General features: G+C 62.0%; 17 protein-coding genes. 4 read left to right on the top strand and 13 right to left on the bottom strand.

Features of this window, described 5'->3' with window-relative positions; genetic code table 11:
- Window positions 1-4: 4 nt before the first annotated feature.
- Window positions 5-868: an oxygenase MpaB family protein gene (locus JDW18_RS15840; protein WP_246609976.1), complete on the bottom strand. Its 864-nt coding sequence runs from the start codon at window positions 866-868 to the stop codon at window positions 5-7.
- A gap of 90 nt (window positions 869-958) precedes the next feature.
- Window positions 959-2050, bottom strand: a complete 1092-nt coding sequence (locus JDW18_RS15835) for a tartrate dehydrogenase (RefSeq protein WP_218240350.1) — start codon at window positions 2048-2050, stop codon at window positions 959-961.
- Between the two features lie 105 nt (window positions 2051-2155).
- Here JDW18_RS15835 and JDW18_RS15830 point away from each other — a divergent pair, with 105 nt between their 5' ends.
- Window positions 2156-3091 (top strand): LysR substrate-binding domain-containing protein, encoded by a 936-nt coding sequence (locus tag JDW18_RS15830; RefSeq protein WP_218240349.1) that lies wholly within the window; start codon window positions 2156-2158, stop codon window positions 3089-3091.
- Window positions 3092-3201: 110 nt separating this feature from the next.
- On the opposite strand, the gene JDW18_RS15825 is transcribed toward JDW18_RS15830, so the two are convergent.
- The 7 genes from JDW18_RS15825 to JDW18_RS15795 all read right to left on the bottom strand — a co-directional run bounded on the left by JDW18_RS15825 (window position 3202) and on the right by JDW18_RS15795 (window position 9306).
- Window positions 3202-3648 carry a GatB/YqeY domain-containing protein gene (locus JDW18_RS15825; protein WP_218240348.1) on the bottom strand — a complete coding sequence of 149 codons (447 nt, stop codon included), beginning with the start codon at window positions 3646-3648 and terminating at the stop codon, window positions 3202-3204.
- A 130-nt stretch (window positions 3649-3778) separates the two neighbouring features.
- The gene (gene rpsU, locus JDW18_RS15820) at window positions 3779-3991 is read right to left on the bottom strand and encodes a 30S ribosomal protein S21 (RefSeq protein WP_003052999.1); all 213 of its coding nucleotides are present in this window, start codon (window positions 3989-3991) and stop codon (window positions 3779-3781) included.
- A gap of 184 nt (window positions 3992-4175) precedes the next feature.
- On the bottom strand, window positions 4176-5108 hold the full coding sequence (locus tag JDW18_RS15815; RefSeq protein ID WP_218240347.1) for an EamA family transporter: 933 nt from the start codon (window positions 5106-5108) through the stop codon (window positions 4176-4178).
- Window positions 5108-6112: an SDR family oxidoreductase gene (locus JDW18_RS15810; RefSeq protein ID WP_218240346.1), complete on the bottom strand. Its 1005-nt coding sequence runs from the start codon at window positions 6110-6112 to the stop codon at window positions 5108-5110. The genes JDW18_RS15815 and JDW18_RS15810 overlap by 1 nt, the downstream gene beginning before the upstream one ends.
- Entirely contained in the window at window positions 6109-7038 is a 930-nt protein-coding gene (locus tag JDW18_RS15805) for a bile acid:sodium symporter family protein (protein WP_218240345.1), read from the bottom strand. Before JDW18_RS15805 ends, JDW18_RS15810 begins: the two co-directional genes overlap by 4 nt.
- Window positions 7039-7052: 14 nt before the next feature.
- Window positions 7053-8423, bottom strand: a complete 1371-nt coding sequence (locus tag JDW18_RS15800) for a flavin-containing monooxygenase (RefSeq protein WP_218240344.1) — start codon at window positions 8421-8423, stop codon at window positions 7053-7055.
- Between the two features lie 34 nt (window positions 8424-8457).
- Window positions 8458-9306 (bottom strand): SDR family oxidoreductase, encoded by an 849-nt coding sequence (locus tag JDW18_RS15795; protein ID WP_218240343.1) that lies wholly within the window; start codon window positions 9304-9306, stop codon window positions 8458-8460.
- A gap of 120 nt (window positions 9307-9426) precedes the next feature.
- Between JDW18_RS15795 and JDW18_RS15790 the strand changes: the two genes are divergently transcribed.
- Window positions 9427-10188, top strand: coding sequence for an IclR family transcriptional regulator (locus JDW18_RS15790; protein WP_218240342.1), 762 nt, complete (start codon window positions 9427-9429; stop codon window positions 10186-10188).
- Window positions 10189-10245: 57 nt separating this feature from the next.
- On the opposite strand, the gene JDW18_RS15785 is transcribed toward JDW18_RS15790, so the two are convergent.
- Both JDW18_RS15785 and JDW18_RS15780 read right to left on the bottom strand, forming a co-directional pair.
- A complete protein-coding gene (locus JDW18_RS15785; RefSeq protein ID WP_218240341.1) occupies window positions 10246-11514 on the bottom strand; it encodes a BaiN/RdsA family NAD(P)/FAD-dependent oxidoreductase in 1269 nt (422 codons plus the stop codon).
- Window positions 11515-11565: 51 nt separating this feature from the next.
- Entirely contained in the window at window positions 11566-12168 is a 603-nt protein-coding gene (locus JDW18_RS15780) for an SMI1/KNR4 family protein (protein ID WP_218240340.1), read from the bottom strand.
- A gap of 137 nt (window positions 12169-12305) precedes the next feature.
- Here JDW18_RS15780 and JDW18_RS15775 point away from each other — a divergent pair, with 137 nt between their 5' ends.
- Complete coding sequence (locus JDW18_RS15775; RefSeq protein WP_218240339.1) at window positions 12306-12788, top strand: acyl-CoA thioesterase; 483 nt, start codon at window positions 12306-12308, stop codon at window positions 12786-12788.
- A 170-nt stretch (window positions 12789-12958) separates the two neighbouring features.
- On the opposite strand, the gene cobA is transcribed toward JDW18_RS15775, so the two are convergent.
- Together cobA and ybiB are read right to left on the bottom strand one after the other, a co-directional pair.
- Window positions 12959-13759, bottom strand: coding sequence for a uroporphyrinogen-III C-methyltransferase (gene cobA / locus JDW18_RS15770; protein ID WP_218240338.1), 801 nt, complete (start codon window positions 13757-13759; stop codon window positions 12959-12961).
- A 14-nt stretch (window positions 13760-13773) separates the two neighbouring features.
- Window positions 13774-14766, bottom strand: coding sequence for a DNA-binding protein YbiB (gene ybiB / locus JDW18_RS15765; protein ID WP_218240337.1), 993 nt, complete (start codon window positions 14764-14766; stop codon window positions 13774-13776).
- A gap of 256 nt (window positions 14767-15022) precedes the next feature.
- On the opposite strand from ybiB, the gene JDW18_RS15760 reads away from it, so the two are divergent.
- A complete protein-coding gene (locus JDW18_RS15760; protein ID WP_218240336.1) occupies window positions 15023-16567 on the top strand; it encodes a methyl-accepting chemotaxis protein in 1545 nt (514 codons plus the stop codon).
- The last annotated feature ends 34 nt before the right edge of the window (window positions 16568-16601 follow it).

The raw sequence follows: 16601 nt of genomic DNA, 5'->3' as shown, positions 1-16601 counted from the left end.
ATAATCAACTGGCGGTGTGGCGCATGCGTTGTTGAGCCTGGGCACTGGGCATGTCTGGCAAAGGCAGCGCCTGCGCCAGTCTTGCCAGCCCTTTCACAATGGTTTTCCCTGCCCAGCTCAGTCGGCGCTTTTGCAGCGCGGGGTAGTTGCGCACCGGCGCGGGCGTGATATCCACTGCAGCGGCCACCAGCAGCTTTTGCAGCGGGCGGGCAAGGAAGGGAAGCCCGGGAAGAATGGCGCTGCCTTCCATGATGCTCAGAAACTCTTCAATGATGGCGCTGTCTTCCAGTTGTGGGGCGGTGGCCTGCAGCAGATCCAGCCATTGCTGCTCGCTGACAGGCGCCTCAGTTGCGCCATAGAGTGAGGCGGGCAGGCGGCTCTGGCTGAAGAACGCGTCGCGCTGGGCCATGCTCAAGGGGCGGCCATATTGATGAAACGCCTGGCAAAAGCCAAAGCTGGCCGTGGCTTGCACCCAGTTCAGCAGTCTGGGGTCATTGGCTTGGTACGGCGTGCCGTCCGGTGTGCTGCCGCTGACTTTGTCGTGCATGCGCACCACGCGTGCGATGAGCTGCTCGGCCTGCTCACGCGGGGCATACACGGTAACCATGGCCGCATAGCCAGTGCGCTGCAAGCGCGTCAGCGGATCGCGCCGAAAGCTGCTGTGTTCCCACACGCCCGTGCGTACTGATGGCTCGGCCATCTCCAGCAAAACAGCGGCTACGCCGCCAATGAACAGGCTGACAGGATTGGAAAACACCTGCCAGGACACACTGCCCGCAGGCGTCAGTGCAGGGGCGCCTGCGGGGTGAAGAAAGTCAATCTTCATGCCCGCAGGCTGGGGCAGCAGTTTTTCAGCAATCTTGAACAAAGCAGTATCCGAAGCCAAAGAAGTGAACACTGCTTTGTACTGGCTGCAGCTTACCCCTTGGGTAGGCTGTCCGCTGAAATGATCTCGGTCTTAAAGCTTTCCGGTAATAGCCACTGCAATTGCCTCGCCCACCTGCGTGGTGTTGGCGCTGCCGCCCAGGTCGGGGGTCTTGGGGCCGGTTTTGATGACGTCTTCAATCGCGCTGACGATGGCGTCGTGCGCAGTGCGCCAGTTGCCTTCGCTGTGGCCCAGGAAGTCCAGCATCAGCGCGGCAGACCAGACCATGGCGATGGGGTTGGCAATGTTCTTGCCGTAGATGTCGGGCGCCGAACCGTGCACGGGTTCAAACAGCGACGGGAAGTTGCGCTCCGGGTTCAGGTTGGCCGAAGGCGCCAGGCCGATGGTGCCGGTGGTGGCAGGGCCTAGGTCGCTCAGGATGTCGCCAAACAGATTGGTCGCAGCCACCACATCAAAGCGGCCGGGCTGCAGCACAAAGCGCGCGGTCAGGATGTCGATGTGCTGCTTGTCCAGCGTGATTTCGGGATAGCTCTTGTGCATGGCGTCTGCCTGCTTGTCCCACCAGGGCATGCTGATGGCAATGCCGTTGGATTTGGTGGCCAGCGTCACATGCTTTTTGCTGCGGCTTTGGGCCAGATCGAACGCATATTTCAGCAGGCGCTCGGCGCCGTGCTTGCTGTAGACCGATTCCTGGATGCAGATCTCGCGGTCTGTGCCTTCAAACATGATGCCGCCCAGGGCTGTGTACTCGCCCTCGGTGTTCTCGCGCACCACGTAGTAGTCGATATCGCCGGGCTTGCGGCCAGCCAGCGGGCAGGGCACGCCTTCAAACAGGCGCACGGGGCGCAGGTTGATGTACTGGTCAAACTCGCGGCGGAACTTGAGCAGCGAACCCCACAGCGACACATGGTCGGGCACCGTCGCAGGCCAGCCCACGGCGCCAAAGAAGATGGCGTCCATGCCTTGCAGTTGCGCCTTCCAGTCGTCCGGCATCATCTTTCCGTGCTCGGCGTAGTAGTCGCAGTGCGCCCAGTCAAAGTGGTGAAACTCCAGCGGCAGGTTGAAGCGCCTGGCGGCGGCTTCCAGCGCGCGCAGGCCTTCTGGCATGACTTCCTTGCCAATGCCGTCGCCGGCGATGACTGCGATTTTTTTGGGGCTGTTCATGGCTGAACTCTCTTTTGGGGTGTGCGGTAGCTGCCTATTTTGCAGCGCGATGGGCTGCATACAATCGCCATATCGTGGCCTGATTGTTTACAGATCGTGCAGAAAATGCCCTCGCCAGAAGACCTGCGCGTCTTCACCACTGTGGTGCGCAAAGCCAGCTTTGGCGAAGCGGCGGCCGCGCTCCATGCTTCGCCCGCCTTCGTCAGCAAGCGCATTCGTCTGCTGGAAGAAGAGCTGGGCGTGAAGCTGTTGCACCGCACCACGCGCCGTGTGGCGGTGACGGAGCAGGGCGAGCGCGTCTACCACTGGGCGCAGCGCATTCTGGATGAAGTTGAGCACCTGCTGCAGGAGGTGGATGTGACACGCCGCCAGCCCCGCGGCCTGCTGCGCGTGTCCACCAGCTTTGGCTTTGGCCGCAATGTGGTGGCGCCCGCGCTGTCGCAGTTGATTGCGCAATACCCGGCGCTGCAGTTGCGGCTGGAGGTGTTTGACCGCATTGTGGATGTGGCGGCCGAAGGTTTTGACTTGGATGTGCGCGTGGGCGACGAAATTGCGCCACATCTGATTGCTCGGCATCTGGCCGACAACCACCGCGTGCTGTGCGCCGCGCCCGCCTATCTGCAGCGGCGCGGCAGCCCGCGCACGCTGGACGAGCTGGCGGGCCACGACTGTCTGGTCATCAAGGAGCGCGACCACCCGTTTGGCGTGTGGAAGCTGCGTGCGGGCAGCCAGGAACGCAGCGTGAAGGTGACGGGGCCGCTGTCTACCAACCATGGCGAGATGGCTGTGCAATGGGCCTGCGATGGGCACGGCATTGTGCTGCGATCACTGTGGGATGTGGCGGCTGATCTGCAGCAAGGGCGCCTGATGCAAGTGCTGCCCGAATGGCGACAGCAGGCGAATATCTGGGCCGTCTATCCAACGCGGCTGGAGCGATCTGCCAAGGTGCGGGTCTGCGTGGAATTTCTGCAGAGCTTTTTTCAGCAGCAGCGGCCCGCGTTGCTGAAAGATGCTCTTAAAAAAGAAGCTGCCAGCGCTTGATATTCAATAACTTCAGATTATTTTTGATCTGAAATATCCATCAATAAAGCGACAGCAGCTTCTGATTTTGAAGCGCATGACTGTGCGGCAGCCTGCGCTGATTGACCGACTTATTGGGTCAGTGCAGCCTTCACGGCGGCAGACACCAGGCCCATATCAGCCTTGCCTGCCAGCTTGGACTTCACGGCACCCATGACTTTGCCCATGTCGCCGGGGCCAGCGGCGCCAACTTCGGCCACGATGGCTTGCACGGCGGCGGTGATTTCGGCTTCGGACATGCGTTCGGGCAGATAGACCTTGAGCACTTCCATCTCGGCCTTTTCCACATCGGCCAGATCCTGGCGGTTGGCGCTTTCGTAGGCGGCGATGGAGTCCTTGCGCTGCTTGATCAGCTTGTCCACGATGGCGATAACGGCGGCGTCATCCAGCTCCACGCGTTCGTCCACTTCCTTTTGCTTCATCGCGGCTTGCAGCAGGCGGATGGTGCCCAGGCGTGCGCTGTCCTTGGCACGCATGGCGGTCTTCATATCTTCGGTAATCTGGGCTTTCAAGCTCATGGCTTTTCCTTCAGTAGAAAGGTCACTGCATGGTGATCGATCGCAGTGGCCAGAAAACAAAAAACCCGCGCTTGGCGTCCCTAGCGCGGGTTTGCGGCGTTTTTACGGCCGGCTAGTCCTAATCAAGAGATTAGTACAGCTTCTTAGGCAGTTGCATGCTGCGAACGCGCTTGTAGTGACGCTTCACGGCAGCAGCCTTCTTGCGCTTGCGCTCGGCTGTAGGCTTCTCGTAGAACTCACGAGCACGCAGATCGGTCAGCAGACCCAGCTTTTCGATGGTGCGCTTGAAGCGGCGCAGGGCAACTTCATAGGGCTCGTTTTCTTTGACGCGGATGGTAGTCATTTAATTTTCCAGATATATCTGTGCTGACAGCGGGTTCTCGGGAAGATCGGGCCTGAGAGCCATGAACAGCGGTTTTCCCCGCCACTTTTTAACTAGTATGGCCGACGGGGTAATGCCAGCAAAGTCGAGCATTATAAACAATTCAAGAGACTCTGGGAAATGCAAGGCGCGAAAGTTCTTTGAACTACGGCATCGAGCGCCGAAATGCACCGCCCAGTGTCTGCATCAGCCCCTGACTCTGGTTGATAACCATGCCGCACAGCACAGCGGCCGTGCCCCACCACTGCAGGGGCGAAGGGTGCTCGCCCAGCACCAGCAGGGCGGCCACCAGACCGATGACTGGGACCAGCAGCGAATAGGGCGTTACTTTACCTGCGGTGTGGCGCTGCAGCAGCCGTGTCCAGAGGCTGTAGGCCAGCAAGGTGGCAAGCAGGGCCAGGTAGAGCACGGCCAGCGCGGCTTTGATGTCCAGCGAGGCCAGTTGCCGGGCGACTTCCTGCGGGCCGTCTTGCAGGCAGGCCAGCAGCCAGAAGGGAATGATGGGCACCAGACTGCTCCACACCACAAACGGCAGCGGCGCATAGCCCGGCGCGGCCTGCGCAGCCTTGCGCACCACGAGGTTGGACACGGCCCACATGAAGGCTGCACACAGCGTGAGCACAAAGCCCGCCAGCGTCATCTGCAATGCGCCTTCACCATGGCCTGCGGCAATGATGACCAGCCCCGACAGCGCCATTGCCAGCCCCGCCCATTGCATGGCGCGTGCACGCTCGCCCAGAAACGCCACGGCCAGCAGAAGTGTGAAAAAGGCCTGCGTTTGCATGACCACCGAGGCCATGCCCGCCGTCATGCCCAGCCTAAGCCCCAGAAACAAAAAGCCAAATTGCCCCAGCCCCTGCGCCAACCCGTAGGCCACCACATAGCGCCATGGCATTTGGGGCGGGCGAATGAACGCAATGAATGGCAGTGATGCCGCCATGAAGCGTAGCGCCCCCAGCACCATGGGGCTGAGTGTTTGCAGGCCCAGCTTCATCACCACAAAGTTGAGGCCCCAGATGACGATCACGCTCAGCGCGCAGGCCATATCGCCGCGCGAAAATCGGGATGGAGCCTGCATCAGGCAGCTGCCATCACGCGCAGGGGGCGACCTTGCGCCTGACGCGCGGCCACAAAGGCCTCAAACGCCTGCGCGCTGGTCTTGCGCGGCACATAGCCCCATTGCTTGAGAGCGGTGTTGAGTAGCACCGGCCGGTAGCGCAGAAAGTCCAGCTGCTCTGGCCCATAGCGGCTGATGCCCAGGCTGGAGCCCACCCAGAGCGCGCTGCGCAGCAGGCCGGCGGGCAGGTTCAGCGTGCGCTTGCCCAGGCGGCTGGCAATGTCGTGAATGGAAAGCGCGCCATCGCCAGCGAGGTTGTAGCAGCCGGGCGCAGCACCATCGAGGGCGTGCATGACCGCACCGGTCACATCCTGGTCCCAGATGAACACAAAAGGACTGTCGCTGCCGCGAACGGCCAGCAGGCGTGGCTTTTCAAACAGGGCGGTGATCTGGTTGTCCACCCTCTCGCCCAGAATGGTGCCGATGCGCAGCACCGTCTGCGCCAGCCGGGGGTATTTTTCTCGCCACTCGGCCAGCATTTCTTCCACCAGGCGCTTGTGGTCGGAATAGGCAAAGGCCTGGTTGCCGCGCAGCGCGTGGTGCTCCTGCAGCCAGTCGGGGTTGTCGGCGTGGTAGCCATAGGCCGCGCCGCTGGAGGAGACGATGACATGCTTGACGCCTTGCTCCACGCAGGCGGTGAGCACATTGCGTGTGCCATTGACATCCACGTCGTATTCCAGCGCACGGTTGCTGTCCTTGCCGGGCGTCACGATGGAGGCCAGGTGCACCACGGTGTCGATGCGGTGCTCTCGCAGCACTTGCGCCAGCCCCGGGTTGCGCACATCCATGACGGCGTAGTGCACACCATCGACCTGGCGTTCAGCAGGTACGGCACGCACATCCAGCGCAACCACCTCGGTATCAATGCGCTGGCCCAGCGCTTGCACCACGCTGCGGCCCAGAAAGCCATCGGCCCCGGTGATCAGAATGCGGTAGGCGCGTTCAACAGCTTGTTGCTCAGTCATGCCGCTTGTCCTTCCATTGCGTGCGCGCCTTGCGGGGCTTTGCGGCCCCAGGCCGATGCCAGGGCCAGCCCGGCGATGATGTCCCAGAAGCCCCAGACGCCTGCCACCACGGCCATGCCGCCCAGGCCGCCAAAGAAGCTGAAGATCAGCACCAGGCCAAGGCCCGCGTTGCGAATGCCGACTTCCATGGTCACGGCGCGGCGTTCGTAGTCTTGCAGGCCTGTGACGCGGGCGCACAGATAGCCTGTGGCAAAGGCGATGGCGTCATGCAAGGCCACGGCCAGCAGCACCATGCCTACGTAGTCCAGAAAGAAGCGCCAGTTGCCTGCGATGGCGCCAATGATGAAACCAATCAGCGCCAGAAAGCTGATGATGCCGACGGGCTTTTTGAAGCGCCGTGTGAGTGCTGGAAACTGGTGTGCGCACCACACGCCCAGCACAAACGGAATGCCGATGATGACGATGATGTGGCCCACCATCTCCAGCGGATCCAGTGCAATGGTCTTGAGCAGTGCTGATGCCGTGGGGTGCAGTCCACCCCAGAAGGCAAAGTTCAGCGGCATGATGACCACGGACAGCGCGTTGGAAATCGCCGTCATCGAAACCGACAGCGCCACATTGCCTTTGGCGCGGTGCGTGAGGATGTTGGAGATATTGCCGGGTGGGCAGCAGGCCACCAGAATCATTCCCAGCGCAATGCTGGGGCCCACGCCCAGCAGCAGCGTCAGGCCATAGGTCACTGCTGGCAGCACCACAAACTGCGCGGCCACGCCCACGGCCATGGCCCAGGGCATGCGGGCGACGCGGCGAAAGTCTTCTATTTTGGTGTCCAGCGCAATGCCGAACATCAAGAATGCGAGCACGCCATTGAGCAGCATCAGGGACGCAGGGTTGAAATTCAGCCGGATTTCATCGACAGGCAGCATGGTGTTCTCCTGGCTTACTTCAGTGAATCGGCGGCAGCGCGCACTGCATTGCGGTACGCATCCTTGTTCACGTAATAGGCCATGCGCTCCAGTTGCAGATAGCGGTAGCCACCGGTCAGGTCCGGCGGTGGCCCGGCCACGGCAGTCTGCATGCGCTGGGCTGCGCTGGTTTGGCCGTCCAGCCCCTTGAAGTAGCGGGCCACCAGTTCGGCCTGTTCATATCGCCCCTGCCATCCCAGGCCACTGGCTTCCACCATGCCCAGCACTGCCAGGCGCTGGTAGCGGGGCGCCAGAATGTTCATGTACAGCTTGGGGGCCATGCCCTCCCAGTTCAGGTGGGCCTTGTCGATGAAGGGGTAGTGCAGGTTGTAGCCCGTGGCCAGCAGCACCATGTCGTAGTCCTGCTGCGAGCCGTCCTTGAAGTGCACGGTGTGCCCGTCAAAGCGCGCAATATCTGGCTTCACATGGATATCGCCATGGCCCAGGTGGTGCAGGATGAGCGAGTTCACGATGGGGTGGGACTCATACATCTTGTAGTCGGGCCTGGGAAAGCCAAAGCGCACCGGGTCGCCCGTGAACCACTTGAGAATGACGGAATCCACCTTCTGCTTGAGCCAGCGCGGCAGCGGCTTTTTGCCGCCCAGCGTGTCGGCGGGTTTGCCAAACACATACTTGGGCACGAAGTAGTAGCCACGGCGCACCGAGATATCAATGCTGTCGGCGTAATGCACGGCATCCACGGCAATATCGCAGCCCGAGTTGCCCGCGCCAATCAGCAGCACGCGCTTGCCCTTGAACTGCTCAGCGCTTTTGTACTGGCTGGTGTGCAGCAGCTCGCCCGCAAACTGGCCTTCAAACTTGGGCAGATTGGGTTCGGCCAGCGTGCCGTTGGCAATCACCACGCCCTTGTACTCGGCGCTCTCCAGCGCTCCCTCTTTATTTCGAATGGTCACGCGCCAGGGCGTTGCCGGGTCCTCGGGTCGCACAGGCTCTACACGCTCCACCCGCACGCCAAAGCGAAAGTGGCGGCGCAGGTCAAAGTGGTCTGCAAAATCGGCAAAGTAGCGGCACAGCTCGCGGTGGCTGGGGTAGTCGGCCACGCTGTCGGCCATGGGGAACTCGGCAAATTCTGTGGTGCGCTTGCTGGAGATCAGGTGGGCCGATTCATAGACAGTGGAGCGAGGGTTGGCAATATTCCACAGCCCGCCCACATCGGTATAGGCCTCAAAGCCCTGAAACGCGATACCCAGCTTTTGCAGATTGCGCGCCCCGGCCAGCCCGGAAGGGCCGGCGCCGATGAGTGCAATCATCTCCTGCGTAGGCAGGCCGGTTGCCGCCTCAGACGCCTGGGTGGGCGCAGGCGCGGTGTGCTCTTCGTATCGCATGGTGTGTGTCTCCGTCATCATTTTTTGGAATGTTCTAGTGTCTGGCTGGTGGTTGGCTCAGGCCTGGGATGGCGGTGGCACCGGCTTCCCCTAAACGAGGCTTGCGTGGCTGATTACGCAAAATTCTGTCGTGCAAAGCGTCTGGCAGGCAGTCGAGCAAACGCGAGAGCCAGCCAATGCGCCGGGGCAGCACAATCAGCTCGCGCCCCTTGGCCACGGCCTGCAACAGGGTGCGGGCGGCGGGGCGGGCATCCATCAGGCCCGGCATGGCAAAGCGGTTGCCTGCCGTCAGCGGCGTGCGCAGATAGCCGGGGCTGACCGTGTGTACGCTGATGCGGCTGCCCCGCATTTCTGCACGCAGGCTTTGCAGATAGCGAATCAGCCCGCCCTTGCTGGCGCAATACGCGCCATTGCCCGGCATGCCGCGCCAGCCTGCGATGCTGGCCACGCCCACCAGGGCGCAGCGGGCTTGCGGCTGCGTCTGCAGGGCTTTGATAAAGGGCTGGAAGGTGGTGGCCGGGCCCAGCAGGTTGATCTCCAGCATGCGGCGCATCACCGCCAGGTCGCTGGCCTGGGAGGAATCGAAACCGCCAGCCACGCCGGCATTGGCAATCACCAGATCGGGCAGGCCTGTATGGCGGATCCAGTCTTCTGCCACTTCCTGCATGACAGCAGAATCAGACACATCCAGCACATAGACCGCGCAGCGTTCGGGGGCCAGCGCGGCCAGCTCGCTCAGCGCGGAAACATTCAGACCCAGCAGTGCCACCTTTGAGCCCTGCGCAATCAACTCACGCGCCAGCGCCTGGCCCAGGCCGCCGCAGGCGCCTGTCAGCACGGCATTGCGAAAGAAGGGGGCTGGGGTGTGGGGCTGGCCGTTCATGGCGGGTGTGAGGGGTGTGACGTTGATGGAGAGTGTTGTTTCAGGGGCCGTGTTTGCACTCTATGAGAAGCTTTGAAAATCTCGAAAAATTTTCTGAATTCGTCTCGGATTTTGAGATTTATGCAAGAAGCCACCCCATCCACACCCGGTCTGCGTTTGTTTGATCTGCTGGAAATACTGGCCCGCGAAGCGCGGCCGCTGACGCTGGCAGAAGCGGTCACCGCCTGCGGCTGGCCCAAGCCCAGCGTGCACCGCCTGCTGGCGCAGCTGGAAAGTGGAGGGCTGCTGGCGCGCGAACCCGATGGCAGGCGCTACGCCCTGGCGCCGCGCCTGCTGCGGCTGGCCGAGGCGACGCTGACGGGCAGCACCCAGCAAGGCGTGCGCCATGCGGTGCTGCGCCAGTTGGTGGCGGATATTGGCGAGAGCTGCAACCTGACCACGCTATCGGGCGTGGAGGTGGTGTATCTGGACCGTATTGAGTCGGCATTTCCGCTGCAGTTGCATTTGCGCCCTGGCACGCGGGTGCCCGTGCATTGCTCGGCCAGTGGCAAGCTCATCCTGGCGCATATGAGCCTCAGTCAGCGCACCAGCTTGCTGGGCAGCTTGCCGCTGGAAAGCCATACGGCAACGACGCTGACCAGTCTGGCCGCGCTGGAGGATGAGTTCATCCGTATCCGCAAGGTGGGCTATGCGGTGGATGCCGAGGAGTTTGTGGAAGGTCTGGTCTGCGCGGCCGTGCCCGTGTTCAGCCCCGACGGGCGCAGTGTGCGCTGTGCCGTGGCGCTGCAGGCCCCGGCTGCCCGCATGACGCTGGCGCAAGCCATTGAAAACGTGCCCCGTCTGCATGAAGCAGCCAAGGCGCTGGCGCGCACCTTGGTATGAGGCTGCTCTATGAAATTGATAGCTGCTAGCGCTTTATCAACAATGGGCTGCGCACTTTTAGAGTGAATTTTCAAACGGCAGCGCCTGTGCGCAGGCATTCGCGCTGGCCCAGGCCCACTGAAAGTTGTAGCCACCCAGCCAGCCGCTGATGTCCACCACTTCGCCAATGAAATACAGGCCCGGCTGGGTTTTGCATTCCATGGTTTGCTGCGACAGCACCTTGGTGTCCACGCCGCCCAGTGTCACTTCGGCTTTTTTGTAGCCTTCGGTGCCGGTGGGCGTGATTTCCCAGCGGCTCAGTTGTTCTGCCAGCTTGGTCAGGGCTTTGTCGCTGGCTTCGTTGATGGGGCGCTGCAGCTCGGGCATGCGGGCCACCCAGGCATCGGCCAGACGGGCTGGCAGCAGCGCGGACAGTTCATTGGCCACCAGCTTGCGCGAGCTGAGCTTGGCCTGATTCAGCCGCTCCAGCAGGTCCACACCGGGCAGCAGATTGATTTGCAGCGGCGTGCCAGGCTTCCAGTAGCTGGAGATTTGCAGCACCGCCGGGCCAGACAGGCCACGGTGGGTGAACAGCAAATCTTCGTGGAAGGTCATGCGCTCTTTTTTGCTGCCGGTGCTGATTTCTACGGGCAGGGCCAGCCCGGCCAGGCCTGCATAGGGCTGCCAGGCATCGCCATCAAAGGTCATGGGCACCAGGCCTGGCGTGCGCTCTACCAGCGGCAGATTGAACTGCTGGGCCAGGCGGTAGCCAAAGTCGGTGGCGCCAATCTTGGGAATGCTCAGGCCGCCAGTGGCAATGACCAGGCTGGGGGCTTGCACGGGGCCACGGTCAGTCTCAATTTGATAGCTGCCAGCGCTTTCCTGTCCTAGGCTAGAGGCTGAAAATGCTATTTTTTTGATGCTGCAAGGCTGCCAGCGCTGCACGCCGCCAGCGCTGCATTCGGCCAGCAGCATGGCGATGATGTCCTCGGCCGAGCGGTCGGCAAACAGCTGGCCTTTGTGCTTTTCGTGGTGGGCAATGCCGTGCTTGTCCATCAGCGCGATGAAGTCTGCAGGCGTGAAGCGCGAGAGGGCAGAGCGGCAGAACTGCGGGTTCTGGCCCACAAAGTGCTTGTGCGGCGCCCGCACATCCAGATCGCGGTTGGTGAAGTTGCAGCGCCCGCCGCCAGAGATGCGGATTTTCTCGGCCACTTTTTCGGCGTGATCGATCAGCAGAACCTTCAGGCCGCGCTGGCCCGCCTGGGCGGCACAGAACAGGCCGGCAGCACCGGCGCCGATGATGATGGCGTCAAAAATCTGAGGAGAAACCTGGGTGAAGGAGGACACGGCAGACCATTTGCGGGAAGCAGGAACAAGGCCGCGATTGTCCCAGATGGCTCAGATTCCCGGCTCATCCACCACAAAGCCCCAGAAACTGTCATCGCAGTAAAGGCAATGGGTGGTGAAGGCGCGCATGTCGCGGGCATGAAACCAGATCAGGCCTTGCTCGGGATCGCACAGCGCATCGGCCTGCTCGGCCAGGCTCAGGGGGGCGATATGGCTCAGCTCCATGTTCTGCAGAAACTCCGGCAGGTCTTCAGCGCCTGCAAACAGGTCGTGGTCCAGACTGCCGATCTTGCCCTTGTGCTGACCGTGCAGCACTTCCACAAAGGGGTTGCCTGCCGGGTCGCTGCCAATATTCAGAAACCAGTCGGCCAGCAGAAAGTCTGCCTGCTCGGCTTCCAGGTCATAGTGCGGATCTTGCGCCGCAAAGCTGTTGAGGGCGCGAAAGTTGGCGTATTTCTCTGCGCCTCGCAAAGGGCTGGGCTTTGCATAGGGCTGAATATCTGCGGCGTTTTCCATCGTCCACAGAGAAAAGCCATTTTGCGTGCGCAAGAAGTCGGCATAGGCGTCCGAAAAGCCGATATGCGCCTGCAGCGCCTGTATGTCTTTTTCAGGCGCAGGGGCGGCGCCAAAGGGGTTGGGGAACAGCACTTGCATGGCAGATCAGAAAAATGGAGCGGGAACAGACCGCAATGACCGGTTATACCGTGCAGCGATGACAGAGCTGGGGTACAGAGCCGGGGTATAGGGCGAGGGCCTACAGCCGCGAGTGATCACTTTTAAAATCGCGCCCCATGAATACACCCTCCCATCAGCTGAGCATGACCGTGCTCATGTCGCCGGATATGGCCAATTTCTCTGGCAATGTGCACGGCGGCGCCATTCTGAAGCTGCTTGACCAGGTGGCTTACGCCTGCGCCAGCCGCTACGCAGGCCGCTATGTGGTGACGCTGAGCGTGGATCAGGTGATGTTTTTGCAGCCCATCCATGTGGGCGAGCTGGTGACGTTTCTGGCCAGCGTGAACCACACGGGTAAATCGTCCATGGAAATTGGCATCAAGGTGATTGCGGAAGAGATTCGCAGCCAGGTGGTGCGCCATGTGAACAGCTGCTTTTTCACCATGGTGGCCGTGGACGACGCAAAGAAGCCCGCCCCCGTGCCGCAGCTGCAACTGGAGACGGACGAGGAAAAGCGCCGCTGGGATGCGGCCATCATTCGCAAGGAACTGCGCAAGGAGCTGACGGAGCGCTTCGAAAAAACCAGACAGACCCCCTGAGCGGCTTTGCCGCCTTCCCCCTCTCTCGCTTCGCGGGAGGGGGACGACAGCTTTGCTGCGCGGCGGCGCTTGCTCGCTGTCTCTGAGGTGGGGCATGCCTGTTTTAAGTAGGCGCTTGGAAATTAGAAAAGGCCGCATTGCGGCCTTTTTGCTAGGTGCGCGGTGACGCTTCAGGCCGTGCGGCGCTGGGCTTCTTCGGCTTGCCAGGCGGCTACGCCTTGCACCACATCGCCAACGACGATGATGCTGGGGCTGCCCAGGCCGTTGTCGCTGATGCACTGTGGCAAGTCTTTCAAAAAAGTGAGCGCGTGGCGCTGATGGGGCAAGCTTGCGTGCTGAATAATGGCCACAGGTGTGCTGCCGGGCAGGCCGGTCAGCAGCTCGTCGCTGATGCGCTGCACACCGCTGACGCCCATGTAAATCACCAGTGTCAGCTTGGCGCTATGGGCGGTGGCAGCAATCAGCTTCCAGTCGGGGCCGCTGTCACCGGGTTTGGCGTGGCCGGTCATGAACAGCACGCCGTGGGCGCGGTCACGGTGGGTCAGCGGGGCGCCCAGGTTGGTCAGACCGGCCAGGCCGGAAGTAATGCCGTTGATGACATTCACCTCAATACCTGCCTCGCGCAGATGCTCCACTTCTTCGCCGCCACGGCCAAAGATGAAGGGGTCGCCGCCTTTGAGGCGAACCACGCGTTCGCCTTCGTGCACAGCGGCAATCATCAGCTTCTCGATAAAAGCCTGAGGCGTGCTTTTGCAGCCGCCGCGCTTGCCGACGTAGACCACGCGGGCCTCGGCGCTGGCGTGGCTCATGATGGCATCGCTGACCAGGTCATCGACAAACAGCACGGTGGCTGCGGCAATGGCTTTGGCGGCCTTGAGGGTCAGCAGTTCGGGGTCGCCGGGGCCTGCGCCCACCAGCGTGCAGGAGCCTTGTGGTGTGCGGGGCGCAGAAGAGGTCGAAAAAGAATTCATGGGGAAACTAGCTTTCAGTCAGCGCTGCGCTGAAATGCCTGCAGCGCTGAGCGGCTGGCGAGATTGTCCTGCATGGCCTGTTGCAGGGCCACGATTTGTTCTATCTGTGCGGCAATGGGGGCGGGAACAGGCCGCGTGCCGTCAAGGATGTCCAGGGTCAGCTGCGCGGTCTGCGCAGCATCGATATTTTGGCTAATTGCCTCGCTGCCTGCATCTGATAAGAGCTGGCTGCTATGAATGGATGAGCGTTCAAAACAAAGCTCTCCGGCAATCACGCCCATGCTGGCGGGCTCCCGGTTCGGTGCGGCGACAGATTCACCTTCGGTGCCGCGCAGCAGCAGGGCGCTGGTGCCCAGCAGTGCCAGGGTCTGGGCCATGGGCTGGGCGTAAGCGGGGTGGGTATAGCTGGAAAGCACCAGCGCAGACTGGGCCAGCGTGGCGCCCTGCACAGGGTCCATCAGCTTGACCAGACTGTGCGCGGGGTTGCGCAGGCCCATCTGGCGGCGCAGTTGCAGCAGTTTTTCCAGCGGCGCCAGCAGGTGGCGGGTGCGTATCCAGACCTTGTCGCCGGGCTCCAGCGCTGTGGGGGCGGAGGCAATTGGCCAGCCCAGGGCTTGCCAGACGGCTTCAGTGCCGATGCGCTGGCTCTCGGTATCGCAGCCATGCACCAGCACGGGCAGGCCGCGCTGGCTCAGCAGTCCGGCCAGCATGGGGGTGAGGTTGGCCAGCTTGCGCGCACCGTTATAGCTGGGGATGACGACCACGGGGCGCTCCGCGCGGCCCGCAGGCCACTTGGGCAGGCGCTGCTGCGTGGCATCCAGAAAACCTGCCAGCTCGTCGGCACTTTCGCCCTTGAAACGCATGGCAATGCAAAAGCCGCCCAGCTCCAGGTCGCTGACCTGACCGTCCAGCACTTGCCCCATCAAGTCGCAGGCCTGCGCACGCGTGAGGGATCGGGCCCCCTTGGTGCCGCGGCCAATTTCCTTGATGTAGTGACTGATGCTCATGATTTATGCAATTGTCCTCATAAAAACAGAGTTCCATAAGAAGATTTGGTTATTTGTAAATTTGTGCCATTGGAACTTCTCCGTTATTTTTGTCTTCCAAGCTTGTAAATAAATGTTTCGTGATGGCGGGGTTTGCCTGCTCGCTGTTGATCTGCTTTGAGAATTCGGTCTCGATAAAGCGCCACTGGGTGGCGCAAGAGATGCCTGTCCGTTATTCAAGGCGGGCATGGGGTAAGTAAGAGGGTTTATGGGTGCGATGAGTGTGAAGCGTCAGCTGACGCTGGCGTTTGGTTTTCTGGTGGCGGTGGTGGTGCTGGTGTGCGTGGTGTCTTTGACGGCGCTGAACACCACGAACCAAAGCTTTACTTCCTACACAAGCACTGTGGCCAGGCAGGGCGAACTGGCCAGCCAGCTGGCTGAAGCCGTCAATCAGCGTGCGGTGGCGGCACGCAACCTGGTGCTGGTCGTGCGTGATGATGATTTGCAGCTGGAAAAAGCCAGTGTTGTCGCCGCCCACCAGTCGGCACAGGCGCTGCTGGCCGAACTGAAGGCATCGGTCGTGTCTCAGGACAGGGCCACGCAGGACATGGTGGCGCGGATTGCCGAGATTGAGCAGCGCTACGGCCCGGTGGCGCTGGATATTGTGGACAAGGCGCTGACCGGTCAGCGCGATGCAGCCATCACCAAAATGAATGACGAGTGCCGCCCCCTGCTGGCGGCGCTGCTTAAGGCGATTGCTGCGCTGGTGCAGTCCGGCATGCAGCAAGGCCATGAGCGCACAGCGCAGGCGGCGGCCGGGTATCAGCGTGCGCTGCTGCAACTGGTGCTGGCTTCAGTCTTTGCCGTGGCGGCCGCCGTGCTGCTGGGCTGGTGGATTACGCACAGCCTGCTGAAGGTGCTGGGCGCAGAGCCCCGCGAAGCGGCACAGGTGGCCGAGGCCGTGGCGCAGGGCGACCTGAGCACCCGGATTCAGCTGGATGCGCGCAGCGCTGGCAGCCTGATGGCGCAGCTGCAGCATATGCAGCGCAGTCTGGGGGCGGTGGTGGCAGATGTTCGCAACAATGCCTATGCCGTGGCCGACGCGAGTGCAGGCATCACGCAGGGCAACGGTGAGCTGAATGCGCACACCGAAGACCAGGCAGCGGCGCTGGAGCAGACGGCTGTTTCCATGCAGGAGCTGGGCCGCAAGGTGGAGCAGAACGCAGACAGTGCGCAGGCTGCCAACACCCTGGCCGTCGATGCCAGCCATGTCACTGGCGAAGGCGCTGCTGTGGTGACTGAGCTGGTAGCCACCGTGAAAAGCATCAATGACAGCGCGCAGCGCATTGCCGACATCGTGGGGGTGATCGACAGCATTGCGTTTCAGACCAATATCCTCGCGCTCAATGCCGCAGTGGAAGCCGCCCGCGCCGGGCATCAGGGGCGCGGGTTTGCCGTGGTGGCTGGCGAGGTGCGGGCGCTGGCCGGGCGCAGCGCTGAGGCCGCCCGGGAGATCAAGCAGCTGATTGACAGCAGCGTGAGCCGGGCCAAGGATGGCATGCAACTGGCCAATCAGGCCGGGCAGAGCATGCAGCAGGTGGAATCGGCCATTCAGCGCGTCACGGCCATCATGGGCGAAATCAGCGCGGCCAGCCAGTTGCAGAGCATGGAAGTAAGCCAGGTGGGCGCGGCGATTGCGCAGATGGAGCGCAGCACCCAGACCAGTGCACAACTGGTGCAAGCTTCCTCGACCCGTGCCGCAGGTCTCAATGCCCGGGCTGCCGAGCTGGTGCAGGCGGTGGCAGTGTTCCGTTTGCCTTGATGCGGCGCAGACTATGGGCGGCTGCAGCGGGCAG

The organism is Comamonas fluminis (assembly GCF_019186805.1).
Lineage (GTDB): Bacteria > Pseudomonadota > Gammaproteobacteria > Burkholderiales > Burkholderiaceae_C > Comamonas > Comamonas fluminis.
This window is presented reverse-complemented; position numbering and strand designations above follow the sequence as displayed.

Bases quoted from the DNA above. Each gene is read 5' to 3' on its own strand.
- JDW18_RS15800 (WP_218240344.1), bottom strand. From the start codon at position 8,423: ATGCGATACGAAGAGCACACCGCGCCTGCGCCCACCCAGGCGTCTGAG.
- rpsU (WP_003052999.1), bottom strand. From the start codon at position 3,991: ATGACTACCATCCGCGTCAAAGAAAACGAGCCCTATGAAGTTGCCCTG.
- ybiB (WP_218240337.1), bottom strand. From the start codon at position 14,766: ATGAGCATCAGTCACTACATCAAGGAAATTGGCCGCGGCACCAAGGGG.
- JDW18_RS15805 (WP_218240345.1), bottom strand. From the start codon at position 7,038: ATGCTGCCTGTCGATGAAATCCGGCTGAATTTCAACCCTGCGTCCCTG.
- JDW18_RS15810 (WP_218240346.1), bottom strand. From the start codon at position 6,112: ATGACTGAGCAACAAGCTGTTGAACGCGCCTACCGCATTCTGATCACC.
- JDW18_RS15780 (WP_218240340.1), bottom strand. From the start codon at position 12,168: ATGCAAGTGCTGTTCCCCAACCCCTTTGGCGCCGCCCCTGCGCCTGAA.
- JDW18_RS15835 (WP_218240350.1), bottom strand. From the start codon at position 2,050: ATGAACAGCCCCAAAAAAATCGCAGTCATCGCCGGCGACGGCATTGGC.
- cobA (WP_218240338.1), bottom strand. From the start codon at position 13,759: ATGAATTCTTTTTCGACCTCTTCTGCGCCCCGCACACCACAAGGCTCC.
- JDW18_RS15815 (WP_218240347.1), bottom strand. From the start codon at position 5,108: ATGCAGGCTCCATCCCGATTTTCGCGCGGCGATATGGCCTGCGCGCTG.
- JDW18_RS15760 (WP_218240336.1), top strand. From the start codon at position 15,023: ATGAGTGTGAAGCGTCAGCTGACGCTGGCGTTTGGTTTTCTGGTGGCG.
- JDW18_RS15795 (WP_218240343.1), bottom strand. From the start codon at position 9,306: ATGAACGGCCAGCCCCACACCCCAGCCCCCTTCTTTCGCAATGCCGTG.
- JDW18_RS15790 (WP_218240342.1), top strand. From the start codon at position 9,427: ATGCAAGAAGCCACCCCATCCACACCCGGTCTGCGTTTGTTTGATCTG.
- JDW18_RS15775 (WP_218240339.1), top strand. From the start codon at position 12,306: ATGAATACACCCTCCCATCAGCTGAGCATGACCGTGCTCATGTCGCCG.
- JDW18_RS15830 (WP_218240349.1), top strand. From the start codon at position 2,156: ATGCCCTCGCCAGAAGACCTGCGCGTCTTCACCACTGTGGTGCGCAAA.
- JDW18_RS15825 (WP_218240348.1), bottom strand. From the start codon at position 3,648: ATGAGCTTGAAAGCCCAGATTACCGAAGATATGAAGACCGCCATGCGT.